At 40.7% G+C, this 26,985-nt stretch carries 20 protein-coding genes and 1 pseudogene; 8 read left to right on the plus strand and 13 right to left on the minus strand.

All coding sequences use genetic code 11. From position 1 onward, the window contains the following. Positions 1 to 516: 516 nt before the first annotated feature. Positions 517 to 852: pseudogene (locus GKZ87_15315) on the minus strand (hypothetical protein). Positions 853 to 865: 13 nt separating this feature from the next. Continuing rightward, on the minus strand, positions 866 to 1,222 hold the full coding sequence (locus GKZ87_15320; GenBank protein QSI26754.1) for a helix-turn-helix domain-containing protein: 357 nt from the start codon (positions 1,220 to 1,222) through the stop codon (positions 866 to 868). 196 nt (positions 1,223 to 1,418) lie between these two features. Here GKZ87_15320 and GKZ87_15325 point away from each other — a divergent pair, with 196 nt between their 5' ends. Then, positions 1,419 to 2,150, plus strand: a complete 732-nt coding sequence (locus GKZ87_15325; protein QSI26755.1) for a sugar isomerase domain-containing protein — start codon at positions 1,419 to 1,421, stop codon at positions 2,148 to 2,150. A 398-nt stretch (positions 2,151 to 2,548) separates the two neighbouring features. Here GKZ87_15325 and GKZ87_15330 read toward each other — a convergent pair whose 3' ends face one another. The 3 genes from GKZ87_15330 to GKZ87_15340 all read right to left on the minus strand — a co-directional run bounded on the left by GKZ87_15330 (position 2,549) and on the right by GKZ87_15340 (position 5,939). Continuing rightward, on the minus strand, positions 2,549 to 3,883 hold the full coding sequence (locus tag GKZ87_15330) for an AAA family ATPase (GenBank protein QSI26756.1): 1,335 nt from the start codon (positions 3,881 to 3,883) through the stop codon (positions 2,549 to 2,551). 18 nt (positions 3,884 to 3,901) lie between these two features. Continuing rightward, positions 3,902 to 4,717, minus strand: a complete 816-nt coding sequence (locus GKZ87_15335; GenBank protein QSI26757.1) for a purine-nucleoside phosphorylase — start codon at positions 4,715 to 4,717, stop codon at positions 3,902 to 3,904. Between the two features lie 619 nt (positions 4,718 to 5,336). Beyond that, entirely contained in the window at positions 5,337 to 5,939 is a 603-nt protein-coding gene (locus tag GKZ87_15340) for a sugar O-acetyltransferase (protein QSI26758.1), read from the minus strand. A gap of 514 nt (positions 5,940 to 6,453) precedes the next feature. Between GKZ87_15340 and GKZ87_15345 the strand changes: the two genes are divergently transcribed. Continuing rightward, the gene (locus tag GKZ87_15345) at positions 6,454 to 8,358 is read left to right on the plus strand and encodes an acyl-CoA dehydrogenase (GenBank protein ID QSI26759.1); all 1,905 of its coding nucleotides are present in this window, start codon (positions 6,454 to 6,456) and stop codon (positions 8,356 to 8,358) included. Between the two features lie 22 nt (positions 8,359 to 8,380). Next, on the plus strand, positions 8,381 to 9,586 hold the full coding sequence (locus GKZ87_15350) for an MBL fold metallo-hydrolase (GenBank protein ID QSI26760.1): 1,206 nt from the start codon (positions 8,381 to 8,383) through the stop codon (positions 9,584 to 9,586). 598 nt (positions 9,587 to 10,184) lie between these two features. On the opposite strand, the gene gnpA is transcribed toward GKZ87_15350, so the two are convergent. After that, the gene (gnpA, locus tag GKZ87_15355) at positions 10,185 to 12,356 is read right to left on the minus strand and encodes a 1,3-beta-galactosyl-N-acetylhexosamine phosphorylase (GenBank protein QSI26761.1); all 2,172 of its coding nucleotides are present in this window, start codon (positions 12,354 to 12,356) and stop codon (positions 10,185 to 10,187) included. A 262-nt stretch (positions 12,357 to 12,618) separates the two neighbouring features. Between gnpA and GKZ87_15360 the strand changes: the two genes are divergently transcribed. Further along, on the plus strand, positions 12,619 to 13,485 hold the full coding sequence (locus tag GKZ87_15360) for an AraC family transcriptional regulator (protein QSI26762.1): 867 nt from the start codon (positions 12,619 to 12,621) through the stop codon (positions 13,483 to 13,485). A gap of 406 nt (positions 13,486 to 13,891) precedes the next feature. Here the strand turns inward: GKZ87_15360 and GKZ87_15365 are convergent, their stop codons facing one another. The 4 genes from GKZ87_15365 to GKZ87_15380 form a co-directional block, all read right to left on the minus strand. Next, a complete protein-coding gene (locus GKZ87_15365) occupies positions 13,892 to 14,986 on the minus strand; it encodes a hypothetical protein (GenBank protein QSI26763.1) in 1,095 nt (364 codons plus the stop codon). Positions 14,987 to 15,585: 599 nt separating this feature from the next. Continuing rightward, a complete protein-coding gene (locus GKZ87_15370; protein ID QSI26764.1) occupies positions 15,586 to 16,740 on the minus strand; it encodes a D-alanine--D-alanine ligase in 1,155 nt (384 codons plus the stop codon). 61 nt (positions 16,741 to 16,801) lie between these two features. Beyond that, complete coding sequence (locus GKZ87_15375) at positions 16,802 to 18,373, minus strand: UDP-N-acetylmuramoyl-tripeptide--D-alanyl-D-alanine ligase (protein ID QSI26765.1); 1,572 nt, start codon at positions 18,371 to 18,373, stop codon at positions 16,802 to 16,804. Further along, positions 18,370 to 19,080: an alpha/beta fold hydrolase gene (locus GKZ87_15380; GenBank protein QSI26766.1), complete on the minus strand. Its 711-nt coding sequence runs from the start codon at positions 19,078 to 19,080 to the stop codon at positions 18,370 to 18,372. The genes GKZ87_15375 and GKZ87_15380 overlap by 4 nt, the downstream gene beginning before the upstream one ends. Before the next feature lie 134 nt (positions 19,081 to 19,214). Between GKZ87_15380 and GKZ87_15385 the strand changes: the two genes are divergently transcribed. Then, positions 19,215 to 20,729 carry an FAD-dependent oxidoreductase gene (locus GKZ87_15385; GenBank protein QSI26767.1) on the plus strand — a complete coding sequence of 505 codons (1,515 nt, stop codon included), beginning with the start codon at positions 19,215 to 19,217 and terminating at the stop codon, positions 20,727 to 20,729. A 417-nt stretch (positions 20,730 to 21,146) separates the two neighbouring features. On the opposite strand, the gene GKZ87_15390 is transcribed toward GKZ87_15385, so the two are convergent. After that, positions 21,147 to 21,653 (minus strand): hypothetical protein, encoded by a 507-nt coding sequence (locus GKZ87_15390; GenBank protein ID QSI27986.1) that lies wholly within the window; start codon positions 21,651 to 21,653, stop codon positions 21,147 to 21,149. A 301-nt stretch (positions 21,654 to 21,954) separates the two neighbouring features. Continuing rightward, a complete protein-coding gene (locus GKZ87_15395) occupies positions 21,955 to 22,977 on the minus strand; it encodes an ISL3 family transposase (protein QSI26768.1) in 1,023 nt (340 codons plus the stop codon). Positions 22,978 to 23,191: 214 nt separating this feature from the next. Between GKZ87_15395 and GKZ87_15400 the strand changes: the two genes are divergently transcribed. The 3 genes from GKZ87_15400 to GKZ87_15410 are packed head-to-tail and all read left to right on the plus strand — an operon-like array spanning position 23,192 to position 24,738. Beyond that, on the plus strand, positions 23,192 to 23,434 hold the full coding sequence (locus GKZ87_15400) for a helix-turn-helix domain-containing protein (GenBank protein QSI26769.1): 243 nt from the start codon (positions 23,192 to 23,194) through the stop codon (positions 23,432 to 23,434). After that, complete coding sequence (locus GKZ87_15405; protein ID QSI26770.1) at positions 23,427 to 23,993, plus strand: hypothetical protein; 567 nt, start codon at positions 23,427 to 23,429, stop codon at positions 23,991 to 23,993. The genes GKZ87_15400 and GKZ87_15405 overlap by 8 nt, the downstream gene beginning before the upstream one ends. A 1-nt stretch (position 23,994) precedes the next feature. Next, positions 23,995 to 24,738, plus strand: coding sequence for a restriction endonuclease subunit M (locus GKZ87_15410; protein ID QSI26771.1), 744 nt, complete (start codon positions 23,995 to 23,997; stop codon positions 24,736 to 24,738). Between the two features lie 22 nt (positions 24,739 to 24,760). Here the strand turns inward: GKZ87_15410 and GKZ87_15415 are convergent, their stop codons facing one another. Continuing rightward, positions 24,761 to 26,929, minus strand: a complete 2,169-nt coding sequence (locus GKZ87_15415) for an N-6 DNA methylase (protein ID QSI26772.1) — start codon at positions 26,927 to 26,929, stop codon at positions 24,761 to 24,763. Positions 26,930 to 26,985 lie beyond the last annotated feature (56 nt).

A 26,985-nucleotide genomic window follows, 5' to 3' on the forward strand; every position in this document is an offset into this window, starting at 1 on the left:
TACAATCCAGCGATGAAAAAGTCAATCATTTTGTGAAATATTTTCATGAAATATTTATGTAAGAAAATTATGTATGCTGATAAATACAGGGTTAAGATATTCATAAGGATCTGGCTCTGTATTGCTTTTTTAAGGATAACATCCTGGCAGGTAGCTTCTCTGCCTGTCTATCCGCCCCGGACAAGGATTAACGATAGAAAACCATACTCCTATAGATCAGAAATGGAAAAGGCCCCGAAAGGCCTGATCCTGTTTCTGCATGAATAAGTGATCATGCTGGTGCTTTCTACCATATACTGCTTATGAATTTTGTCTCTGATGATATACATGACAAAAAGCAAAAGCCCTTGCGAATCCATCCCCACGCTATAAAGGACAGCGTTCGCAAATGCACAAGCGTTCCTGATTTTACAGCGGATATCCTACTTACTGCCCTATGTAACAGACTACAACAATCTTCACAGAAGCATGATCTGAGCCTTATCGTTAGATTCAGCCCGTTTATTTTCAAAACACCTATTCATCATCCTGCTGAATCAGCAGCGTTTCCAGGGTCTGCACCAAATCAAAAAACTTTTCCTTACGCTCCTCACTCAGCTCGCGATAAAAACACAATAGCTCGTACTCATCATGATTTAATTCACATGTATGCTTTTCTTCCATATTCCTCCTCTCTCTCCCTTTTACATATATAGTATATATAATGAAAAAGTTTTCTGCCATATTAAAATTCGGATAAACATAAAAAAACACCGATAAATACGGCATTTATTCGTAAAAATAAAATTTGCTTTGATTTTGCTATTTGTAATTTTATATCAGAATTATAATAATTCTAACATTATGTAACATGTTTCATAACACCCTATTCCAAGTGAAAGCTTATGATGCTTTTCATGAGCTTTGTAAATGTGATTCTTTTTTCATCGGGCACCTGATCAAATACCTTCATAACCTCCAGCTCCAGCGGATCGTGCAGCATACGCCCTGGAAAATTATAATCAGGAATCTGTAAAATCTGATTCATATTTATTTCCAGTATGCGGCAAATTAAAGATAGAATATCAAGCGGAGGCTGTGCATTTCCGTTGATATAAGAGGATATGGAACGCTGTGTTGAACCAACAAGCATTGCGAGTTCCTTCTGTGTCATTCCTTTTCTCTGAAGCCCTTTCCTAATTGCATCTCCCACTTTTAAATTGATTTCCGTTACTTTTTTCATTCCGTCCACTCCAATATATGGTTTTATTATAATGGAAAATTTTTCCATATTTGCAGAATAGAATAATTAAAGGTGTTTTGTGTGAAAATATCATACATTTTACATAAATCGTATAAATTGATATAACTTTATAACGAATTATAGATTTTACATATAATCGTGGTATACTGATTTTATAAGAAAGTGAGGATTGATTATGGCATTTATTGACACGTATTTTAAAGAGGTTGAACAGCGATTTGCGCTCATGAAGGAAGAAACTGAAGCAATCGAGCAGGCAGCGGAGCTTCTGCTTGAAGCAGAGAAGGATAAGCACACCATTTATACGTTTGGCAGCGGACATTCTCATATGATCGGACAGGATATTTATGCCCGTGCCGGCGGCTATGCAAAGGTGTATCCTATCAATGAAATCGAAATGACACTTGCAACCCATCCTACCAAAAGTACCACACTGGAGCGGACTGCTTCCTATGCCGATGTACTGGATGCAATTTATACGGTGGAAAAAGGGGATGTATTGATTGTCACAAGTAATTCCGGTCGAAATCCACTGGTAATTGAATACACGATGAGAGCCAGAAAGAAGGGCGCAAAGATTATCGCCATTACATCGTTATCGCATAGTAAAACGATCGCATCACGGCATGAAAGCGGCTTGCGGCTGTTTGAGCTGGCGGATGTCGTACTGGATAACCATGCTCCCTATGGAGATGCTACCACACCAATCGATGATACCTGCAGCATGGGGCCGGTAAGTACCTTGACCGGATGCTTTCTCGCTCAGTGTGTGATGGGAAGATTTGTGGAGCTGTTAAAGGAGCACGGTATGGATGCCCCTGTCTTCGCCTCCAGCAATATGGATGGAGCGGACGAAAGAAATCGTGAATTATTTCAACGATATGTAATCAAATCCATAGCGAAATAGGGTTAGAAAAGAAAAAAACGGTAGAATATGCTTTAGTTCTTATTCAAAGGTGGAATTTTTTGTATCTGCAGACCTTCAACTGCAGCTCCCAAGCATAAGGTGATCCTGTGTTACCTGCATGTTAATTTGCTTTCCCATTTGTGTGTAAGAGCCTGTTTCTATATCCTGCCGTTTTTTTATACCTTATTGAATAAGCTGTCAGCTTTATGTACCTTTTCAAACAGATCTTTTACCTGTGTACAGGATACATTTCAGCCGTTAGGATACACCATAAAAAAACAGAGTGATCACAGCTGAAATGCATGGGGGTTCACTTCAATCGTATTCCTCTGTTTTTATTCTTTGGCTCAATTTTTTTAGCACTTCATACCTTCTTCAAGCCGCATATCATATCTGTATCATCGCGTATTGCTGTTGCGATGATTTTTTTTCCAATCCTTGATTTCCTGCAATCGTTTGCTCACTCGGCTTTCACTTCCCTGCATGGTTGGATGATAATATTCTTTATTCGCAAGAGCATCCGGAAGACATTGCATGACCGTGAGCTTTTCATCATAATCATGGGCATACTGATATCCTTCCCCGTAATGCAGCTCCTTCATCAGGGAGGTTGGCGCATTGCGGATTTGTAAGGGCACCGGTTCACTCAGCATATGCATCGCATCCTCCCTCGCTGCCCCATATGCCATATATAATGCGTTCGACTTGGGAGAAAGGGAAAGATAGGTGACGGCATGTGTCAAATGTACATTGCACTCCGGCATTCCCAGAAAATGACATGCCTGATATGCCGCTACACAGATTTCCAAAGCGCGGCTGTCTGCCATTCCAATATCCTCACTTGCAAAACGAACCAGACGCCTTGCGACATACAATGGATCCTCTCCGGCCTCCAGCATTCTGGCAAGCCAGTAGATTGCCGCATCCACATCGGAGTTACGCATGGATTTATGCAGAGCACTGATCAAATTATAATGCTCCTCCCCCTGGCGGTCATATAACAGAGACTTCTGTGAGGTACACTGTTCCAGCACCTCTTTGGTAATGCGGATACCGGCATCCTCGCTTTCTCCGTTTAACACAACCATTTCCAGGGTATTCAACGCTGTTCTTGCATCTCCGTTGGCAAACATGGCAAGCATACGGAGCTGGTCTTCCTCAATTAGGATATTCTGTGTGCCAAAGCCGCGCTCATCCTTTAATGCGTGATGCAGCAGCTCGATTAAATCACTTACCTCCAATGCCTTCAGCACGAATACCTTGCAGCGGGAAAGCAAAGCGGCATTGACCTCAAAGGATGGATTTTCCGTCGTAGCTCCAATCAGGATAATACTTCCCTTTTCCACATAGGGGAGAAACGCATCCTGCTGTGCTTTATTGAAACGATGAATTTCATCTACAAATACGATGGTTTTACGACCATACAAACGGGCATCCTCCGCTTCCTTCATCACGGCTTTAATTTCTCGAATCCCGCTTGTGACAGCACTGAAATTGATGAAATGTGCCTGCGTCTGCTTAGCGATGATTCTTGCCAGCGTCGTTTTTCCAACACCCGGAGGTCCCCAGAAAATCATGGAGGAAACCATATCCTTTGCAATCAGATTATAAAGAATTTTTCCTTTGCCCAGCAGATGCTTCTGTCCCACATAGTCATCCAGGGAGGAAGGCCGAAGCCTTGCCGCAAGAGGATCTCTTTGCAATTCATTTTGAAACAGCGATTCCTGCTCCATTCAGCATCACGCTCCCTTTCACCACTCCTTCAGCAGTGTTTCCATCCATGAACACAGCTGTACACTGCTCTTATTTGCCATTTTGACCACTTCCTCATGCGTGTGCTTTTCCTTAGCGATACCAGTCGCCATATTGGTGATGCACGCAATTCCCAGCACCCGCATTCCCAGATAATTTGCCGCAATAGTTTCCGGCACGGTGGACATACCGATTGCATCGCTGCCTGCTCTGGCAAACATGCGGATTTCTGCCGCTGTTTCATAATACGGCCCCTGAAACAGTGTATAAACTCCATGCTGATAGGGAATTCCAAGACTTTCCGCCACCAGCTTCGCCTTGTTACGCAGCTCTGTGGAATACGGCTCTGACATATCCGGAAAGCGCGGCCCAAAACGTTCATCATTTGCACCAATCAGAGGATTCACATCCAAAGAATTGATAAAATCATCAATGATCATTAAATCTCCTGGCTTAAATGCCGTATTGATTCCTCCACAGGCGTTGGTGACAATCAAATCCTGAACACCGAGCAGCTTCATCACATAAATCGGATAGGTGACCTCCTTCATAGAAAAGCCTTCATAATAATGAAATCTTCCCTGCATAACAACCAGAGACTGCTCACCAATGTTGCCAAACACCAGGTTCCCTGCATGGCCTTCTACCCTGGATTGCGGAAAATGCGGGATATCCCGATAGGACAGTATCTCCTTGTTCTCCATAATATCAACCAGAGAGCCTAGTCCGCTCCCTAAAATGATACCAATCACCGGCTTTGTTTTTACATGCTCACAGATAAACTGTGCAGATTCTTTTACGTTATCATAAAACATAGTATCGTCCTCCTGCTGTATCCTTATTATACCACAGCCTTTCCTGTGGCAAAGAAAAAACGATATCTTTTCAGGGTTCTTGCACGCTCCATAATATACGCTCCATAATATATGGAAAGAAGCTGCATTCCAATGACAGCTTATAACCTTTTGATATGCTCCCGTTTAAATGCTGTTGTACCGAGCTATTCTCTGCACTGATTTTCTTATATGCACTGCGATTACATCCTATGCATGCTGATCGATCTCATACGATACAGAGAGGGGCATAAAAGGATGTAGTAATACCTGCTTTGTGAATTTTTCTGTACGCTTACTCGTCGGATACTGTAATGGAAAAGGGAAGGCTTCCTGCAATAGTCAGAGTGCTCATACAGGATGCTAATCCAACCATACCCTACAAAGGTTGATTATTCTTCTTTCACTTATCAAATATACGCAAAATCATTTAGAAACTGGCAAATTGCAATCAAAATATTACATCACTAAAAAACAGGCTGCAATAATCCCCTGCCTGTTCTTTTTATAAACTATGATATCGGAAAATTCATTGCTGTTATTCACCAATTTATTACACTGCATGAAGGATGCAATTATGATAATGAGCAGCGAACATCCCTTACTGTGCTTCCTCCTCAAGCACACGGTATTTTTTTCGGTCAGCCTCTGTAATTTTGCGAATCACCCTGCAGGGAACACCTGCCGCAAGAACATGCGGAGGAATATCCCGGTTCACTACACTGCCCGCCCCGATTACCGAACCTTCGCCAATCGTAACACCTGCCAGCACCTGCACTCCTGCACCAATCCACACATTACTTTCCACATGAATGGGAAAGGCATACTCCAATCCCTGCTTGCGCTGTTCCACATCCAATGGATGTCCTGCCGTATAAAAGCCGCAGTTTGGTGCTATATAGACATAATCACCAAAGGTCACCTCAGCCCCATCCAGGATGATACCGTTATGGTTCATAAAAAATTCATTTCCAATGGTGATATTATAGCCGTAATCACACCAGAACGGCGGTTCTATGGATACATGATGTCCCATCTGTTTAAACAGTTTGCGATAAATCTGATTGCGTTTTTCCGTTTCACTTGGGCGCAGCTGATTGCATGCATGACATTGATCCTTACACCAGGCGCGCTCGTCCAGCAATGCTGAGTTGTAGTTTGCGTTATACAGGAAACCTTCCTCCGCCTTTTTCTTTTCCGACATATAATCCCTCTTTTCCATCAGTTCCACTATGTACAGTATACCATACGACAGAGCGGATGTCCGCAGGCTGTGTGTATAAAATAAGCAGATGCACAAGCTATATCAATAAAACCAAGCTGATGTGTGTCAATTCTTACGGAAACAAAAAAATCATAGCATCCCCTATCGAAAAGAGCGCTTAGACTTTCTTTGAGCATCCATAACATGCAATAGCTAATTGAGCTATCTTTACTAAAGGATACGATGCGCAGCTTTCCACAATACATTGCTCCATTACCTGACAATACATCTTCCTTCAGCATGATGCTTCCTACACTGTACTGCTGTTTTTCACATGCTTCAAAAGCAGGAGTATAAAAAAGGAAAATTCTGTGAGCATATGCTTCGACATATTGTAAGCGCTATGATATCATCAAGGTGTAAAGTGATTTCTATTCTTAAAATGATTCTCATATTAAGAAAAATCATGAAAACAGAAGGAATATCATAGAGATAAGTGAGGAGGACGTAAACTATGCTATTTACAACGACACAGCAGCAGGAGGAAATCCGCAAGACGGTACGGGAATTTGCGGAAACCGAAATCAAACCGATTGCCTTTATGCTCGACAAGGAAAATGAATTTCCAAGTGAAGCAATCGCGAAGTTTGGAAAAATGGGTCTGATGGGGATCCCTTATCCAAAGGAATATGGAGGCGCCGGATTGGATGTTCTCAGCTATGCCATTGCCGTAGAAGAATTATCCCGCGTGGATGGTGGAACAGGCGTTATCCTGTCCGCTCATGTTTCTTTGGGAAGCTATCCGATTTTTGCATTCGGAAATGAGGAACAAAAGCAGAAATATCTGGTACCATTGGCAAAGGGTGAAAAAATCGGTGCCTTTGGTCTGACAGAACCAAATGCCGGAAGTGATGCGGCAGGTACGGAAACAACAGCCGTTCTGGAGGGTGATCATTATATTCTGAATGGTGGAAAGATCTTTATCACCAATGCGGATAAGGCAGATACCTATGTTGTCTTCGCATCCACAAACCCGGATATGGGAACCAGAGGAATATCCGCATTCATCGTGGAAAAGGGATGGGATGGATTTACGTTCGGCGATCATTACGATAAGATGGGAATCCGTTCATCCTCAACTGCAGAGCTGATTTTCAATGATGTAAAGGTACCGAAGGAAAACCTGCTTGGTAAGGAAGGTCAGGGCTTTAAGATTGCGATGTCCACACTGGATGGCGGCCGGATCGGGATTGCGGCACAGGCACTTGGTATTGCACAGGGTGCTTATGAGCATGCATTGGAATATGCAAAGGAGCGTGTACAGTTTGGAAAACCGATTGCACAGCAGCAGGTTATCAGCTTTAAACTGGCAGACATGGCTACGAAGCTTCGCTGTGCTAGAATGCTGATTTATTCCTCTGCTGAACTGAAAGAAAACCATGAGCCATATGGAATGGAATCCGCAATGGCAAAGCAATATGCAAGTGATGTTGCACTGGAAATCTGCAACGATGCCTTACAAATTTTCGGTGGAAGCGGTTATTTGAAGGGCATGGAAGTGGAGCGCGCCTACCGTGATGCTAAAATCACTACAATTTATGAAGGAACCAATGAAATCCAAAGAGTCGTTATCGCCTCTCATATCATAGGAAAAGCGCCAAAGGACGGCGGTGTACGCAAGAAAAAGGGCGCAATTACCGGTGAACGTAAGAAACAGATTTTCAAGGAAGGTGAAGCACAGGAGCGTGTCAATGCGTTAGTGGAAGCCTTACAGAAGGATGGGTATGATTTCACTGTCGGTATACCGATGGATACACCAATCGTCAACGCAGAGCGTGTCGTATCTGCCGGTAAGGGAATCGGTGATAAGAAGAATATGAAGCTGATTGAGGATTTGGCGAGAAGTGCAGGTGCAGCAATCGGAAGCTCCCGTCCAGTTGCAGAGACCCTGAAATATGTACCAATCGATCGTTATGTTGGCATGTCCGGTCAGAAGTTCACAGGCAACCTGTATATCGCCTGCGGTATCTCCGGTGCGGGACAGCATTTGAAAGGAATTAAGGATGCTACAACCATCGTGGCAATCAATACCAACGCCAATGCGCCAATCTTTAAAAATGCTGATTATGGAATTGTCGGTGATGTTATGGAAATACTGCCGCTGTTAAGCAAGGCTCTGGATACCGGAGAAAAGAAACCGGCTCCGCCAATGAAAAAAATGAAACGTCCGTTTATCAAAAAGGAAGCTCCTTCCTATATGCGTCATGTCTGCAATGGCTGCGGCTATGAATATGATCAGATGCTGGGAGATCCGGAAAATGATATCGCTCCGGGTACGCCGTTTGAAAAGCTGCCGGAGGAATGGATCTGTCCGGAATGCGGAGAAGCAAAGGATCAGTTCATTGAGACATTGGATTAAATAAAGAGAAGGAGGATGTAGTATGTACTGTGTAAGAAAAGTAGTTGACGATCTGTATTGGGTGGGAGGAAATGATCACCGTCTTGCCCTATTTGAAAATATTCACCCGATTCCCCGCGGCGTATCCTATAATTCCTATTTACTGCTGGATAAGAAAACGGTATTGTTTGATACAGTGGACTGGGATGCCTGCCGCCAGTTTCTGGAAAATGTAGCACATCTTTTGGATGGACGTGATTTGGATTATCTGGTAATCAATCATATGGAGCCAGATCATGGTGCAAGCATTGAGGAAATTCTGCTTCGCTATCCAAAGGTAAAAATCATATCTACCGAAAAGAGCTTTCTGCTGATGCATCAGTTTGGCTTCCACGTTGACGGACGTACAGAGGAGGTCAAGGAGGGTGATACCAAATGCTTTGGTAAGCATACCATCACATTCGTTGAGGCTCCAATGGTTCACTGGCCAGAGGCTATGGTCAGCTATGATGTGACGAATGGTGTTCTGTTCTCTGCCGATGCCTTTGGTAGCTTTGGAGCACTGGATGGCAAGCTGTTTAACGATGAAGTTAACTTTGACCGCGACTGGCTGGATGATGCACGCCGCTATTATACGAATATCGTCGGTAAATACGGACCGCATGTACAGGCGCTGCTGAAAAAAGCCGGTACGATCGATATCAAGGTGATCTGTCCGCTGCATGGACCAGTTTGGAGAAATGATTTCGGCTATCTGCTCGACAAATATGACAAGTGGAGCCGTTATGAGCCGGAAGAAACGGGTGTGCTGATTGCCTATGCTTCCATGTATGGAAATACGGAATCCGCTGCACAGGTACTGGCGGCAAAGCTGGTGGATAAAGGTGTAAAGAATGTCGTTGTTCACGATGTTTCCAATACCCACGTATCCTATCTGATCAGTGATGCATTCAAATACAGTCACATCGTACTGGCTTCGGTAACCTACAATCTGGGAATCTATCCGGTTATGCATGACTTCCTCATGCATATGAAGGCCCTCAATATGCAAAAGCGTACGGTTGGTATTATAGAAAACGGTTCCTGGGCACCGAAATCCGGTTCCCTGATGAAGGACTTCCTGGATAATCAGATGAAGCAGATGAGTATTCTGAATTCTGAGGTATCCATGATTAGCTCTTTAGGTGATAATAATAAGTCGGAAATGGATAATCTGGTAGACAGCATCATTGATTCCATGGAAGGCTGATCAAACGTAAAAAGGATTCTTCACAAACGGAGAATTCTTTTCTTTTAGAGTACCTTATTCTTGGCCTATGCTAATTTAGTGTACCGTGTAAGCTGTGAATCTTTGGACATCCTTTCTTTCTTATCGGAAATCTGGAAAGTAAGCTATGATATTCTTTTTTCAGAATGATTCTATTCAGAAATAGCAAGCATGGTATTGCGTATATGAACACCCATCATTCGTATACGTATAAGAAATTCAGCATTACCTGCACAGGACGCTTTCCCGCTTTGATCACCTACAATAAAAGCTGCGATATTTTATAATGCCTTAGTGGCTGTTAGCTGTTATATACCAGAAAGAAATCCCATTTTCCTGTAAGTAACATCGCTTATCCTACAACAGCATGCAGATAGGAAGAATGCTTTTTCTTCAAGTATAAGGATACCCTATCCATACGTAATCAGGCATATCATACTGCCTTATAACACTGGCTTAAGCGTCCATCGGTATAAGCATATTCCCAATTTGTAAACCGACATGTCTCTATATAGGAAGCAAAACGTTTATAAATATGCTTACAGCATGAAGAAAGCGGCAGCCAGCCGCTTTTTCTGTATTATTTTTTTCCACTGATGGAAAACCAGCGGATTTCATTTGCTTTCAAGCATATATCAAATGCATCCTGATCCGTATAGATGCGTGTGCTCTGTTCCTCATACGTATTATTCACGACGCAGTAGCTATCTGTATTCGGATACACATTGACCTCCACATTGCAGTTCTCACTATACCATCTTTTTATATCTGCCTCTTTTCCTGCCGCATAAAACAGACAGCGGTAAAGCAGACGCGCATTCTCGAAGCTGAAGGGCAGACCGCTGAGATAAACACTTCTCCCCTTTCCATATTCATTTGTCGCAAAGCGTACATTCTGCCGTTCATTGATCAGAACACGCGTATTGCGAAGGGCATATATATTGCGGATTTCCTCACCAAGCTCAGGCGTATTTGACAGCCCCTCCTTCAGGAAATGCTCCTGCTCCTGCCAGTTATACTTATCCTGAGACAGGGAAAAGCCAACCTCCTTATCCACACCGAGTACATCATACAGCTGGAAGAAATGTCCTTCCTTTTGTGCCGCACTTGGTTCTCCAACACCGATAAAGCCTCCGCCCTCATAAACAAACCGGCGCAATGCAGAAACGATTCGCTCGTCCTTCCAGTAATCCCCGCCGCTGAAGGCAGTATAAGCATCTCCGGCATTGATAATCACTCCGGCATCATCCAGGATATGCTCATTTTCAAGAATATCATCGAAGCTGATAAACTGCACATCAAACGGCATACCGCTGAGTGCCTCCAGAACGCCGGAATAGGAATAAATCTGTTTATACCACAATGCATGGGCAACCATTTCTGCTCCCCAACCGCGCAATGCACCCCAGCAATTCAATATAGTTACCTTAAACGGCATACACATTGGCTGCGCTGTGTGCACATGCTCATACAGCTCGCGGAATTCATTGCATACAGTCTCAATGTAATCGATAAAATCCGGAAATTGCAGAGCAAGCTTCAGATATCCGCCATATCCGATACGATCCAGCGGTGAACGAAGAATTGCACGCCGTGCGGTAACCCAGTTTACCTTTGCTTCCTTGATAGGATCTCCGCCTTCATGAAATACATCCGGGAAAAAATATGGCAGGAAGCGTCCTTCCGTATACCGTACGCCTTTGATATCGGAGATCAGCCGCAGGGTACGTCCATCTCCAACAGAGCCAACCACCGCATCGATTCCTAAATCCTTGAAATATGGGCCAAACGGCTCTGTCGCAATCCAGTGGTCACCCAAAAACATCATAGCCTCTTTGCCTGCTTCATGTGTGATATCCACAAGCTTTTTCACTAGCTTAGCAACCTCCCGCATTTGAAAATTCATAAAATCGCGATATTCCTTTGTCGGCACACAAAAGGTGGAATTATGATAGCCCTGGTTTATGATATATTCCGGTTGGAAGCGATAACCTGCCTCTTGTTCAAACTGTTCCAGTATATAGGGGGAAACACTGGCACTGTAGCCAAACCAGTCTACAAATTTTTCTCTCGCCTGTTCATCAAACATCAGTGTAAACTGATGAAAAAACGTCGTAAACCGGATCACATCCACCTCTGGATGCTCATCGATCCAGCGGCGCAGCTTGTCCAGCACATATGCCTCTGTTTTCGGCTGTCGCACATCATAGGTCATCTGATGCTCCTCATCCTTCCAGTCATTGGTCAGTGCATTGTACATATGCACCGGATCCCATATGACAAAGGCCAAAAAGCTAACGGTATATGCATGAAACGGTATACAGTCATGTATGATAACCGCCTCTTTTTCTTCATCATATTCCCATTGCGCTGTTTCCACAACCACTCCAGCAGTCCGGTCGATAACCTCCCACCAGCGTTTGATATCATCCAGCGTATTGACCTTGAGCTGATCCTTGTAATAATGCTTCATCAGCGGTATACACAGCGTAGGTTCACAGGCTGTCGTCATATCGCTCATCAGATACATCTGCTGTATTTCCTGCGGATTGGCACTAGCCCATGCATTATCCTTCCTTGTCGTATAATACGTCGCATACTGCTTTACATCCAGCTTTTGAAGCTGTTCAGGCATATTGGTACCATCACAGTCCCGTATTGCATCAGCCCCCCACCGTTCAATGATCTGTAAGGTTTCATCAATAACATCCACATCGGTCGGTACTGTTACACGACCCTTCTTCGTATTCATGTCGTTTTCCTCCTGATTATATCCATTGCCTTCATTTTATTGGCTTCCTGCAGGCTTGTCAAATTCCAAAAATCCCTGTATTTAAAAAAATCCGGCAAGATATCTAAAAAAGGAGAATTCCCTGTTCCATTTCATTTGATAAACCGATGTCTGCAGTCTTGCTTTTTAGATATATTGGTTAATTTCACTTTTTGCCAACAAATATAATTCTTGTCTTCTCGTACAGTGTCTATTATAATAAAAGTAGATATAAGGATGTGATATCATGAGCATACAACGCTATCAGCTGAAAAATCGCAAATTGGATAAAATGAGCTTCCACCTTCTTTATATTTCCACAAGCCGCTATGAAGGGGATTGGCACAGCACACCGCATGCCCATCATTGTACGGAGCTGTTTTATGTATCCAGCGGGAAAGGAAGCTTTCTTGTTAATGATGATGTATTTGATGTTAAGGCCGATGATTTAATTATCGTAAATCCCAATGTCATGCATACAGAAATGAGCAGAGATGAATCTCCGCTGGAATATATCGTTCTTGGAATCGAAGGACTGCAGTTTACCAGCTTTACGAATCACATGGAGTATGAGGATTACAGTGTCCATAATTATTATGAGTTCAAGCATGAGATCCTGTTTTATCTGAAAACCCTGGTACAGGAAATGGCACAGCAGGATGATGATTATGAAGCCATATGCCAGAATCTTCTGGAGGTACTGATTATCAATATGGTACGCAGGACAAAGGCAAACCTAATAGTAGCACCCTCTCAGAAAATCACCAAGGAATGTCATTTTGTTGAGCAGTATATTAACAATCATTATCAGGAAGATATCACACTGGAGCTGCTGAGTGAAAAAACCTATATGAATAAGTTTTATCTGGTACATGCGTTTAAGCAGTATAAAGGGGTTTCTCCTATCAATTACCTCATCCGGCTGCGTGTTCAGCAGGCAAAGGAATTGCTGGAGACTACAAATTATTCCATTGCACAGATTTCCGATTCCTGTGGCTTTTCTTCCCAGTCATATTTTTCACAGGTATTTAAAAAAGCCTGCGGTATGACTCCCAATGCTTATCGAAAAAGCAGTGATCGAAGCAAGGTCGTTATGAATGATATTGCATAACATGAATACCAGGGCTTTTCCCCCTATTTACATAAACAGAAAGCTGCCTACAAGGTGTGCGAATGTGATTGTGTAAGGCTGTATGGTACAGGCATCCACCAGCAGGAAATGAAAAATACTCTGAAATAAATAGACAGTAATAATATTCGGGCTTCTTAAAACTTATAATATGATTCTGTTATGCTCAAGGATACAGTGAAGACAGCATTTCATAAGCCATCTGAACAGATCGTGTGGATATGAAATTATATCATTTAAAAATTCGTGAATTTCATACGATTTAAAAGCACCCTTTCCTCCTCACGATAATTTAGATATCCATTTTAAATATCATTTAAAAGGACTGCAAATCACTTCACAGTCCTTTTTATTATATAGTAAGTCTTCGCAGCTATTTTTTATCGCATCAGGAGCATTTCAAAGCGTCGAATATAACCGGTCGGATATCTGCTTCTACATCAAGCAGATCCATTGCATTTTCTGCACTGGTATTCGTTGCCAGCATTAGATTTTTCACATGTTGCAGAGTTGTATTTATCCTTTCCTCTGCTTTTCCTTGTGATATTCCTTGTTCGATTCCTTGTTGTAAGCCCTGCGTCATCCCCTGCTTAAGGCCCTTCATAATCCCTCTTTCTTCTATCCCCTCACTCAGGTTACACATCGTCATGACCTCGCTTTCTATTTCCTTCGTCATCATTATACCATATTTTTTATCCAATAGTTCTATCTTCGACCTTGCTGGAAGACCGGAAATAAACAAAATGTTTAACAGCTCCAGTAATTTTTTCATATTCCTGTCTGCTGGGTTTTGTGCTGACGCATATGCACCATCATACTGCTTTCCGGGATATACCATAATGGCAGTCATGAGATCATACTGCTCCTTTGGTGCATTCCAGGGCTTCATAAGACATGTTTCATGAACATCATACTTATTGACGACATCATTCTTATACTCTGAATGATTGATACAAATCCATATGGAATACACCTTTTTCATATCTCCAAATCTCGAATGCTGGAATCCATCCGCTGCGTTTTTCTGCTTTGCCATCAATCTGCTGCAATAGTATAAAGCCCTGCTCACCAGAGGATATCCCGGATCATCCTTATACTGTGCTTCCAGATTGATTATCAAGCATGCCTTGTCCTGTGCGAATCGTTTCTGTTCCTCAAGCAGGGGCTTTTTCCTTACTGCACCCTTTGATTGCGGCAGGGCTGCTTCAAACAGGAGGTCGTATTTTATCAATGCTCCCGGTATTGCCTCATCCTCAACATTTTTACCATAGATGCTTTCCTTCGTGATGGCATCCCTTTCAAAGACGGCTTCTATATATTGCGGAAGCTGCGTTAATGCTGTATCTGCATATTCCGGAACACATCCCTTTAAAATATATGCCAGAATCTGTTTATTCGATAAGATTTTCTTGCAATAATTATCATACGCTTTCTTATTACTGTATGTTGAAATTACAGATGCTATGGTTAAATTTTCCTTCATGATCACATTCCTTTCTAATAAAGCTTGTCTTAGTTATGGAATATGATCAGACAGACCTCTTTGATAATGTGCACCATAAAAAGCAGGTCTCCATAAGCAGCAGGGCTGTCTCCTATCATGTATGAATACAGTCCCTACACCATGGCCGGGGCTGTTGCAGGTCTGTTATTGAAGGATGCATGCTGTTAAGGTTATCAATCTTGAATGCGTGTCTTATGAACACAGGGTATACAGAATAAGGCATGCCTTTTGAATACTTATAAAAGACAGAAAAGCCGGGGTCTTTGGATATAAGAAATCATATTGCCGGTTGGAACATATGCTGTCATGAAAAACCCCTTCCTTTCCTACATGAATTGCCTACAGTGTACCATATCTGAATTCAAAAATACAAGTATCCTTTCTCAATTATTCTATTTAGAGTTCATGCCCTTTTAGCCTTATTGTGCAAAAAGAAAAGACGCGAGCCTTGTTGGATTCTTCGCGTCTTCGGGTAAAAGGGAATCGTGAAATACAATCAATGTTCAATAAGCCTTTATATCTCATGCTCCTTCCTTGTACCTTAAAGTGAGTAGAACTCCTTATTGTCCGCAGTCTTTTTATTTTATAAGCTTCCCGCCGCCTTTGTAATCTCTTAAAATATTTGTATCATAACTGAAAATCATCGTATGCTCCCTGCGCATCCGCTGCAATGCCAGAGCAATCAGCTCATCCAGCAGAGCCGAAAATGACAACCCTTCCTGTTCCCACAAATAAAATGACAGAGAGCCTGGAATCGTATTGATTTCATTCACATACAGCTCTCCGCTGTCCTGCTGCATCAGAAAATCAATCCGCACCACTCCGGCAGCATTCAAGGAACGAAATGTATCCATCGCCATGCGCTGTACTTCCTCTGTTTGTTCCTCTGTCAGCTCTGCCGGCAGCTTGCGGCTCGTACTAACCATACCCTTGGATTTCCCCTGTCCGTTGTACTTATCCTGATAAGACAGAATTTCATCCTGTTTGATAACCTCTTCCAGCGTACTGCAACGACAGCCATCCTCATCCCCTAATACCGATGCATTGATTTCCCGCAGCGGTTCAATCACCTTTTCAATCACGACCTTATGATCATATTGAAAAGCTTCAATCATGCTTTTATGAAGCTCCACATCATTATGCGCTACCGCAATGCCGACACTGCTTCCCAAATTTGCCGGTTTGATGATAAGAGGATAGCCAAGTCGCTGTGCTTTCTTGAAAAAAGACTGTTCCATCGGCTGATGCAATGTCCAGAAAAACCAGGGAACCACTCGCAATCCGCTATCCTGCAGCACCTGCTTCATAATCACCTTATCCTGACCGATAGCCCCTGCCAGCACACTGCAGCCGACATAAGGTACACCAAGTGTTTTCAGATATCCCTGAAAGGTCCCGTCCTCACCATTGGTACCATGTAATACAGGGAAAACCAGATCAACCTCCCGCTCCTTTGCGAACAATCGTCTGCGCGATGGAATCAGATAGGTATGTGCATCTCTGCGTATCAAAGAAACACTGTCATGATCTGCTATGAATTCCTCAATATGCTGAAAGGTTTCCAGTTCCCGCAATTCTTCCTCACAAAACATCCTGCCATCCTTCGCAATATACAGCGGCAGTATTTCATAACGCTCCTCATTCATCGCTGCCATCACCTGCTGTGCTGACAAAACGCTGATTTCATGTTCTACACTTCTGCCGCCGAACGCCACGGCAATTTTAAGTTTCATAGCATTCTTCCTTTCCTTACACATTATCAGTGTATGCGAATGCCTAAAACGTGTTCATGTACTAATGATTAAATGCGTCCGGAAGATCGTTTTCCAAAAGAACACAGTCCTGCGGATCTGCCTGCTTTTGAACGATAGATAAAGCCTCCTGAAAGCTGTCACATATATAGATATTCTGAGCAGGAAATTGCCGTGCCTGAAGTCCTTTTACAATACTTTTTGTCTGTATGCGTCCGACCAGCAAGGCAACATCCACGCTGTCTGCGATTTCCTGCCCCAGTGTGTACTGCTCCTCCTCCTGCTTTTCCCCCAGCTCCAGAAAGCCGGGAGTAATAATAAAACGCTTATGCTTCATTTGCTTTATAACCTCGAGTGCACAGCGCGCTCCCTCCGGATTGGAATTATAGGCATCATCCAGCAGGGTACAGAAGCTCTTGCGAACCTGCAAACGATGTTCCACATAGGGCAGCTTTTCGACAGCAAGCGCCATAATTTCCCAGGAAATACCAAGCGTATGCGCCACTGCGATAGCACAGGTGATATTCACGACATTGTGTTTTCCCAAAAGCCGGGTATGAAAGGAGTGCTCCTGGTTTTCTGCTGTCACCGTGAAGGAGGTACCTTCTTCACTATAGCGGATATTACTGCAGCGATAGTCCGCACTCTCATGCATGCCAAACCAGACAATATGACACTTGTTTTTTATCGTGTAGCTTTGTATATAGGCATTATCCCGATTAACAAAGCCGGTGCCATCCGGTGGCAGACACTCGATCATCTGCATTTTTTCATGTAGAATATTGTCCATGGAACCAAATGTAGCAAGATGCTGCGGACCAACGGAGGTCACAACACCATAACGCGGTTTTACAAACTGCATCAGATCGTGTATTTCCCTTACATGATCCGCTCCCATTTCACATAGAAACACCTCATGAAGATGCTGAAGCTTTGTACGAATCGTCAGTGTAATTCCCATCTGATTATTATAAGAGCCGGGTGTCATCAGCGTATAATAGACACCGGATAATAGCTCATTCAAAATGGTTTTTACACTTGTTTTTCCATAGCTGCCGGTTATGCCGATAATGGACAAATCCCCATGCTCCTGAAGCAATCTTTGCGCATCACTCGCATAATGATTTCGGATAGCGGTTTCCAGTGGAGACAGGATCCATGCACAGAGCAATATAACAAGCCATGGGGAACCATATAAAAACGGAGTGACTAGTATCCATACAGCAGGGGAGCACAGCGTATGGAGCATACACAAAATCACTGTATAGAAGGTGTATAAGAATACGGTAAGACGATGAATTCTTGCAGTTTTCACGAATGGCTTGCGATAGCTTCGTTCTTCCTCGAGCTTACTGCTGATATAGGCAAAAATTGTGACCAGCATAAGCAGCAGTACCTCCCGCATGGAAGTCGGCTGCAGGAAGAAAAGTCCATAGCTCAGCAGCAGCGTTAGAAATATCGCTGCCATCGTTTTCCAGGAAATCCGGATATAGGAACGCAGCCACGCCTGATAACGTCCCCTGTTATAGCGATTCTGCTGGAACATATGCATGGCTTGCTTCAATGGAACATAAAGAAAAAAAAGATACACCGCCAGAAAACAGAGCAGCATCATGGTCTTAGAAACGCATCCACGATGCGGCAGAATTGTATACTGAGGTGGAAGTAGGCAAAATGATTCTCTTTTGGCAGAACAACCAGGGCGGCATCCGGCAGCTCCTCCTCCATGACACGGCCCATCCAAAGCGGCGTAGCCGTATCTCTTTCTCCCCACACAAGCAATGTTTCCGTGGCTATGTCTTTTAGGAGTGGTCGCAGATCATCCTCAACGCTGGCAACGAGAACTCCCCGCATAACAGACGATGCCCCCTGATAATCACTGCTTCCCATAGCTGGGGCAGCATGCAGCCGTTTGAGCAGCTTATATGTTTTTACACGGATATGATAGCTCAGTCCGCGTTTTGCCTGAATACCGGCGGCACCTGTCAGTACCATCTTTTCCACAGGATAGCGGTATGCATAGCGAAGGGCAATTCTGGCTCCGAAGGAATGTGCGATAAATATCACGCGTGTAAGATGAATATGCATTAACAGTTCATGCAGAAACGTAGCATAGTCATCAACACTCCATACCGTTCTTGGTTCCTCGCTTTCTCCAAATCCCGGTAAATCCAGATTGACAACCGTAAAGCTGTCGCAAAGATGATCCTGCAGGAATTTCATCATATATTGATTCTGCCCCCAGCCATGCAGCAGAACCACAGCAGGCGCTCCGTTCCCAGAGCGTGTAACATTCACTTTTATATCTTGAATGGTAATCATATTGTTCCTCCTCTTTCAAGTATATGATAGTTGTGAAATGATAGACCGCGGGCTTCGACAAAATTTTTAAACGGAGTTTTCTTTTTTTGAAAGAAATGCACGTTTCTGGGAAGTCTGTAAGTGAGGTGAAGAACATGAGTGAATCTTTCTGGATGAAACGGAATACAAAAACGACAAACTATCCAACACTGCAAAAGGAGACGGATGTACATATTGCCATTATCGGAGGCGGATTAACAGGAATCAGTACCGCCTATTATCTGGCACAGGCTGAGGAGGATGCGATTCTTTTAGAGGCGGATCAGCTGTGCTTTGGTGCCAGCGGAAGGAATACAGGAAAGCTTACCATGCAGCATGGGCTGATTTATGCGGATTTAATAGAGCATTATGATAAGGTTCTGGCAAGACAGTATTATGAAGCAAATGAAGAAGCCTTAAATTCCATGGAGGCAATTATCAAAGAGCATGATATCTCATGTGATTTTACACGCTGCGATGCCCTGCTGTTTACTCGTGATGCTGTACAGACTGCAAAGCTGCAGGAGGAATACCAGGCCTATTTGGATCTGCATATCCCGTGTACCTATATCGATAAAACGGATGCGCCATTTCCCATGGAGGCAGGATTGCGTATGCAGTATCAGGCACGCTTTGACCCGTATGCGTATGGCTGTGCCCTTGCGAGCATCGCGAATGAGGGCGGTATCGATATTTACGAGCATTCCCCTGTAACAGATATGCAGGAGGAGGAGCACGGGTATCGGCTGCTTGTCAACAATACGAGCGTCCATGCGGATATCGTTATCTTTGCCACCCAGTTTCCTTTTATCGATCAGGGCCATTTCTATTTTACCCGTATGTACTGCGATCAGGAAAGTGTAATCAGTGCCCGTGTGAAGCAGGAGCTTCCAAAGGATATGATGCTGTCCATTGATCCGGTGGTACAGTCTTACAATACCTGTGAGGATACGCTGCTGTATGCCGGAAACAGCTATAAAAGCGGACATAATGCGGATATGAACAGACAGGAATTTGAAAATACACTGCGCGAAGATTTCATCGTACAGGAGATCACCGCTGCCTGGAATTCGCAGGATTATATGACATTTGACCAGCTGCCATTGATAGGTAAGCTGGATAAGCACGAGGATCGTGTCCTGTTTGCCAGCGGCTATAATAAGTGGGGAAATACCACAAGCTGCATCGCAGGAAAGCTGCTATGCTCCTATGCGTTGCATCGCGGCTCTCCTTACCGGATGATGTTTTCTCCTCAGCGGCTTTCAAATATCTTCTCTTTACAATTCGTCAAAGAGAATCTAAATGTTGTCAGTGCCTTTTTGAAGAGTAAGCTGCAAAAAAGCAGCAGTGATTATCCGCGTATCGGAGAAGGAACGATCATGGAGCTGGATGATCACCGCTATGGGGTTTACCGTGACGAACAGGATGCATTGTATATCGTTGATATTCTGTGTCCGCATATGGGCTGTACTCTGCAATTCAATGCGGATGAAAAAACCTGGGACTGCCCCTGTCACGGATCCAGATTTTCCTATACCGGAGAAATTATCAAAGGGCCTGCCACGCAGAAGCTGCATACCATACATGAGGAGCATAACAAGGTTGATCCCCATATTCTGAAAAGCAAATAACCGTGGCTTTCACTTAGGAATAAAAAGCAGCTTGTACTATCTGCTTAGGAATGAATTCGCGCTATGATGATGCAGATAGCTTCCCATTTCTATACTATAAGAATGATGGAAATCGCATCCGTTACACTTATACTTTACATGGCAGCATTTCAATAGAATATGATGGCTTCAGTAGAATACAAAATTATGAGTTTGGTAAAATATACTGGATATAGAATCAGAGGAAATGCAGAAAGATATCCGGCATAGATTGTTCAAAATGACTCCTGCATAGAAAAAGGATCCACGTTTTATAGACTCAATTAGGAATATGAGAAAATCAAATTTTCATTTAAACCTTCCTATATAACTAAAATAAAACAGAGAAAAGGCTACACATAATCTTGGTTCTTACTCGGTTATGGGTAAAATGGCTATCTAAACAGCACGAGAAATTGTGCTGTTTTCACCATTTAATAATGCGGTTAAGCTAAAATATTTATTATTCATCAAAAAAGGAACATAACATTTACGAAATAGATTGACTAAATTGCTTCTACCATATAAAATACGTTTGATGAGTTTGAATTTGTTGTTGTTTCCTTCAACAAATCCAGAACTGTACGGAAGGGATATTGCGTTCTTGATCGGGGCAATATCTTTTTCTATGCCTTCTATAAATCCTTTTGATTTTGTATCTCTATACATTGTTATAAAATCGTTCAAATTATTAGGATCATCTCCCATAAGTAATGTATGAAAGGAATCATATATTTCTTTTAGTTTTGAGACTATTGGATATTTTGTTTCAATAGCTGCTATATTTATTTCTATTTTCCCACTCTTCGTTTTTTTCTCATCTTTAGTTGTGATATATTTTAGAACTTCGTTTCTCTTAATGGCTGTAATATCTTGTGGATACTCACTTTTTAGATACCATTTCATCGGTAATTTCACTCCAAAATTATTTTTCAACATCCGTCTGATATGACCATCCAAAGCACTCCATGAGCCATTGTAGCCTGATTTACAGATATAGCTGAATATAACCTCTGGCTTTATTCCTGCAACATACATTTTATAGATGATATTGACGTAATCATTGGTAGGTTTCTTTTTAGGTTTGTATACTGTAGGATTATCCAGTGATTGTATTTTTTCTTCGCTCATATGTATATATTTTTTGGTGGTCAACTGCGATATTTTGTATTCTACCATGATTATTTTATATTTTTTATTATCAAGTTCACTCCATCGCTGTTGTATTTTCCTTATCAACTGTTGTTTTTTTTCGACTTTCCGCGTTTTCTTTGTGCTGCTTATTACTTTTATCTGAGAAACTTTTATCAAATTTTATGATAATTCCATTTTCATCAGCTGGTTCACTATTATCATAATGAAGCTCATTTAATCCGTCATAATCTAAATCAATCTTTAAAACGTCTGCTTTTTTTGGTTCTTCATCCATTATTTGAGAATCTCTTATAAAAATCATTTCTGGTAGTTCCTGCTTAAATATATCCTTCATTCTATCAATCAAGTTCTGAAGAAGATGAAAGCGATCAGCTATCTGTATACATTCAGGAATTACCTCGTTAAGTGCAGAAGCATAGGCGCTCGCTCTATCTCGTGTAGCGATTTTTATTTTCTTATGGTTCTTAAGCCACTCCTTCACAATGTTCTTATCTCTTCCATCAAGAAGTGCTATCAAATGATGATCTTCCATATCATAAATTGCTGTTGAGTAGGTTTGTCCTTTTCTGATAGCTACATCATCAATTCCTATTTGTTCAACTGAAGGATTGTCTTCAATAAGAATTTTGTCCAATAGTCTTTTGATTGAATCATTACTAATTACGACGCCTAAAAGCTTCAATACTTTACTCGCACCTTCGTTACTTAAAAACATAGAGACAGCAAGTATGAGGCAATTCAATTCATCTGTTCTTCTCTGGGAAGGAGTAACAAAAGGTAAATTCTGCATGATCACCTTTCTGTCGCATTCATCATTTGTACAGTCATACTTATAAGCAATGACATCCAGATAAGTACATTTACTTCTGATGGGATAAGTCTGTATTCTTCTGTGATATGTATTATGTAGGTCGCTGACAGGAAATCCACAAACAGGACATATATCTTTATGTGCGGTAGCTTTCACATAAATTTCGATTTTCTTATCGTCTTCTTTCCAATCATAAACGATGAAATCATCGCCAAACAGTTTTTCATTTAGATCAAGCTTATTATATTTCATATTCAGTACCATCCTTACCAATATTATACCATAATACCCAAATATAAGAAATATATAAACAAAAGAAAACAGCACAATTCGCGTGCTGTTTAGATAGCCATTTTACCCATAACCGAGTAAGAACCATAATCTTGTGTAGTTTTTTTGTATTATGGATGTTACTTATAATCCGTTGTTTCATAGACATAGAATCGGTAGAATTATAAATAATAAAGGAGGTGCCTAAATGATTCAAATGGATTTTGGAAAAACAATAAAACTGATTCGAGAGGGTATAGGTTTGAGTCAGGAAAAATTTGCACTCTCTATTGGAATGGATAGAACATATTATGCTTCCGTAGAGGCCGGAAAAAGAAATATTTCTTTACAAAACATTTCTAAAATCGCAAATGGTTTCAATCTTTCACTAAGTGAGTTATTTACTGCAATGGAAGAATTGGAAGAAAGGAAGAAAAATTTAAATGGATGATTATAGTTATGAAATTCAGCAATTTAAAAATGGAATTTTTGATTTAAGAACTCGTAGATTTGGTACAGTAGCAGAAATCATGATTAAAAAATTATATGGAATGGATGATTCTGGGACATTAGCATTCGATAAAAGAGATATGAATACGAATGACCGCGTGGAGATAAAATTTTCTACCGCATTAAAGAAAAATGAAGAGGCTATCAATGATCGTAACGTATTGCGGCAAGTCATGAATGCAGACTATAAGACAAGAGCTATTTCTTCACATGAAGCTGACATTTATGACTTTGATTCAAATATACAACAAATTAAAGGAAAGGAGTTTGACATTTTATATTACGGATTATTCTTTTCAGATCGAATAGAAATATATAAAGTTACACGTTCTGAAGTGTTGAATTTTGAAAACTACTCAAATAAACAACATCGTGGAAATGTTGGCGAAGGACAGTTTCACTTAAACAGAAGAAATATTCAATTACATAGAAAGTGTTTTTTAGATCAGATATTAAGTTATACGGAATTATATAGGATACTTCAAGAGGAGAATTGGTAATATGAAACAATTACAGCATGAATTAGATATGTTATTATCTCAAACTGATGCAGACGAAAGAATAATAGAAGCATTGAAAAATGAGAAAGCTGTTTTCCCGTTTAGTATCGAGGGACGTATATTAGCATATTTAATATCTATGAGAACTATTAGTTATGATAAATATATAGAATTGCAAAATGCATATACAAAGCGAAACCAGTATCTGGATCTATTTGATATGGCTCCGCGTACATTTGGAGAAACTTGGGGAGAAAAACATATTTTGAATCTTTTTCCAGCATTAAAAAAAGCCACGAAAGAAAACATTTCTTCAATGTATCCCAGATTTGATGGAGAATTTGATTTATGGCTAGACGGAATTCGCATAGAGGTAAAAGCGTGTCGTGCGAACAACACAAGTACAAGAGGTAGCCTTGCAAGCAGAGCATATCTACACTCTGAAGCAAAAAAGAGCTCATTCAAATATCATTACCAGCAGTTGAAACTTTCTTGTTGCGATGTATTTATATGGATTGGTGTGTGCAGAGATGATTTAATTTATTGGGTATTAACTGATAAAGAACTACTACAAACAGGAAAACTGGGCCCTCAACATAGAAACGAAAATACAGGTATAGCAGGAGCAGAAGTATTTGAAGGACAGGTGTTTATGACAGAGGAGGAACTTGCTCCATTTTGCGTTGCTGAAAATGAAGTTATGAATGCTGTAAAGAGAAAAGGTTTTAATAACATATTGCAATGATAGTTGATTTTGTTTCATATGTTTATTCGAGAAATTTATTGTCTCCATCTACAGCTTGCCTAATAACTCTCTGGTCTCTAGCTGTTAATTGAAATAATTCACATATAAGTAAATCGAGCTCATCATATTTAGCATATAGTTGTTCGCTGCTTAAGCCGCCAATGAGTAAATCCGTTACAGCGATTATTTTATCCTGTGTTTGCTCATCAACAAAAGGAATGGGTATACTTTCGATATGAGAACGGAGTACTTTAACTGAGTTGAATTCCTTTTTGAAAATAAACTGGGCTACTCTTGAATTAAGAATGGCTAGAACATATTTCATTTTTATTTGAGCAAATCTTGGAATGACTATGTTACAGCTATTTAAGGAAAGTGTTTGTAGGTTATCATATGCAAATACAAGTTGGTTACTAATAAAACGATATAGTAATTTTTCTGGAGCACGGTACATTTCGATAGGTGCAATTTGCTGAAAATTTTCTGGTTTGAAAACAATATAATTTGATGTTTTATTGATATGATATTTACTTATATCTGCACCTTTCAAAATCATTTCATTCTCATTTGTTTTAATTTCAGAAATATATTTTTTATTATTACCAGTTACAATTCCAAGCGCAAAATCTGAATTGTCTTTTAAATAACAAACAGAATTCACATCACGCACTTTCTGAAGAATTTCATATTCTTCATCTGAAGCTATAAATCTAAAATAGTCTGGAGTAATTGTTCTCTCCGTTTTGATTGTAAATGTTAAATTTTTGTTACTAACAATCATTCCAATAGTAGTTAGTGGCATATTTTGATATTGTAAATCCATTATAATGCATGGACATTGCACTCCATAAAAGGCATTCCCTAAAAAATCTAATTTACGAATAGAACATTGATTTAGTATTATACTTCTAATATCTGTATGAGCCTTAACATTTAATAATGCTTCAGGTAATACAAATGCAAGGTGTCCTCCAACAGCAAGATTTTTAATGCCCTGCTCTATAAATAGATCATAGGATTCTAAATTTTTACCCGAAGTAGATTTAAATATGGTTTTTAATATCGACTTTTTATCTTCAGAGTAGTCGTATCCCCATGGTGGATTACCGATAATGTAATGGTAGTTATTACTAATTTCAAACTCTGTAAGGTAATCAAGTTTGGTGATATGTTTGTTTATAGCTTCAATATTTGCTTCAAATTTTAATGCCATATTTAGTTTTGTAATCCTTACGCTAATGGCATCAATATCGTTTCCATAGATATTATCAAATGATACTGTATCTGGAAGTTGTAGCAAGAAATTTCCAGTCCCACAGCATGGATCAAGAATTCGTTCGTTTTCTTGGAAATCAAATTTGCTTATCAGTTGTTTGACAACCTTATTTGAGGTGTAATATGAGCCGGTAGCTTTTCTATTGCCTATATTTTTACATGAAATATAGATAAGACCGAGAATATCCTCTTGAAATTCATATTCATAAATCATCTCGAACAAAAAACTATTTTGCTCACAAAATAATATAGCAGTCTTATTATTATCTATTAGGTCTAGAATAAGTGAATCATGAATTCCAATAGAAATTTCTTGTCTTAAAAATTTCAAAAGTAAATAATTTTGATTATTCCATTCAAAATTATTTTTATTTCCGAATAGATGTAAGGCGCAATCTGCAACTATGTATTGTATTACACTTTCAGTAAGCTCAATTTCATTTTCTGAAACTAAAGCTAATAGCTTTTGTAAAACAGTTATATTTATACAATTTTCCGATACATAAGAATTATATAAGGCATTTCCAGATACAAATTTTTTATTACGCCTGCTCTTTAATGCAAAATTTTTCCCTGACTGTAATTCTGTCTTTAACTTTGATATGTATTCTTTTGCAAAGTATGTTTTTTTAGCCACACTATTTTCAGGGATCAGTTTTCCCAGCTTAATCCAATTTCGTCCAGTTGCCATAGAAATAGAAAGCTCCTCACAAACATCTTTGAGTGACAAATAATCAGATGCGTCAGGAATAAATGTAATTCTATCATCCATAGGTTTTACTGCATCTGAAGGTATTATCCATACACCGCTCACTCTTTCACATCCAGCTATTCTATTGGTCTCACAAAGTTTTTGTATTCTTCTTTCTGAAATATTAAATTTAATAGCAGCGTCTTTAACTGAAATATAATCCATAAAGGCCTCCTTATTATAATTGCTATTATATACGCAAGTACGAATAAAAACAACAT

It is taken from the genome of Erysipelotrichaceae bacterium 66202529 (assembly GCA_017161075.1).
Lineage (GTDB): Bacteria > Bacillota_I > Bacilli_A > Erysipelotrichales > Erysipelotrichaceae > Clostridium_AQ.

Bases quoted from the DNA above. Each gene is read 5' to 3' on its own strand.
- GKZ87_15415 (QSI26772.1), bottom strand. From the start codon at position 26,929: ATGGATTATATTTCAGTTAAAGACGCTGCTATTAAATTTAATATTTCA.
- GKZ87_15335 (QSI26757.1), bottom strand. From the start codon at position 4,717: ATGTTTTATGATAACGTAAAAGAATCTGCACAGTTTATCTGTGAGCAT.
- gnpA (QSI26761.1), bottom strand. From the start codon at position 12,356: ATGAATACGAAGAAGGGTCGTGTAACAGTACCGACCGATGTGGATGTT.
- GKZ87_15340 (QSI26758.1), bottom strand. From the start codon at position 5,939: ATGTCGGAAAAGAAAAAGGCGGAGGAAGGTTTCCTGTATAACGCAAAC.
- GKZ87_15345 (QSI26759.1), top strand. From the start codon at position 6,454: ATGCTATTTACAACGACACAGCAGCAGGAGGAAATCCGCAAGACGGTA.
- GKZ87_15385 (QSI26767.1), top strand. From the start codon at position 19,215: ATGAGTGAATCTTTCTGGATGAAACGGAATACAAAAACGACAAACTAT.
- GKZ87_15320 (QSI26754.1), bottom strand. From the start codon at position 1,222: ATGAAAAAAGTAACGGAAATCAATTTAAAAGTGGGAGATGCAATTAGG.
- GKZ87_15410 (QSI26771.1), top strand. From the start codon at position 23,995: ATGAAACAATTACAGCATGAATTAGATATGTTATTATCTCAAACTGAT.
- GKZ87_15370 (QSI26764.1), bottom strand. From the start codon at position 16,740: ATGAAACTTAAAATTGCCGTGGCGTTCGGCGGCAGAAGTGTAGAACAT.
- GKZ87_15365 (QSI26763.1), bottom strand. From the start codon at position 14,986: ATGAAGGAAAATTTAACCATAGCATCTGTAATTTCAACATACAGTAAT.
- GKZ87_15400 (QSI26769.1), top strand. From the start codon at position 23,192: ATGATTCAAATGGATTTTGGAAAAACAATAAAACTGATTCGAGAGGGT.
- GKZ87_15405 (QSI26770.1), top strand. From the start codon at position 23,427: ATGGATGATTATAGTTATGAAATTCAGCAATTTAAAAATGGAATTTTT.
- GKZ87_15350 (QSI26760.1), top strand. From the start codon at position 8,381: ATGTACTGTGTAAGAAAAGTAGTTGACGATCTGTATTGGGTGGGAGGA.
- GKZ87_15330 (QSI26756.1), bottom strand. From the start codon at position 3,883: ATGGAGCAGGAATCGCTGTTTCAAAATGAATTGCAAAGAGATCCTCTT.
- GKZ87_15380 (QSI26766.1), bottom strand. From the start codon at position 19,080: ATGATTACCATTCAAGATATAAAAGTGAATGTTACACGCTCTGGGAAC.
- GKZ87_15390 (QSI27986.1), bottom strand. From the start codon at position 21,653: ATGAAATGGTATCTAAAAAGTGAGTATCCACAAGATATTACAGCCATT.
- GKZ87_15375 (QSI26765.1), bottom strand. From the start codon at position 18,373: ATGATGCTGCTCTGTTTTCTGGCGGTGTATCTTTTTTTTCTTTATGTT.
- GKZ87_15325 (QSI26755.1), top strand. From the start codon at position 1,419: ATGGCATTTATTGACACGTATTTTAAAGAGGTTGAACAGCGATTTGCG.
- GKZ87_15395 (QSI26768.1), bottom strand. From the start codon at position 22,977: ATGGTACTGAATATGAAATATAATAAGCTTGATCTAAATGAAAAACTG.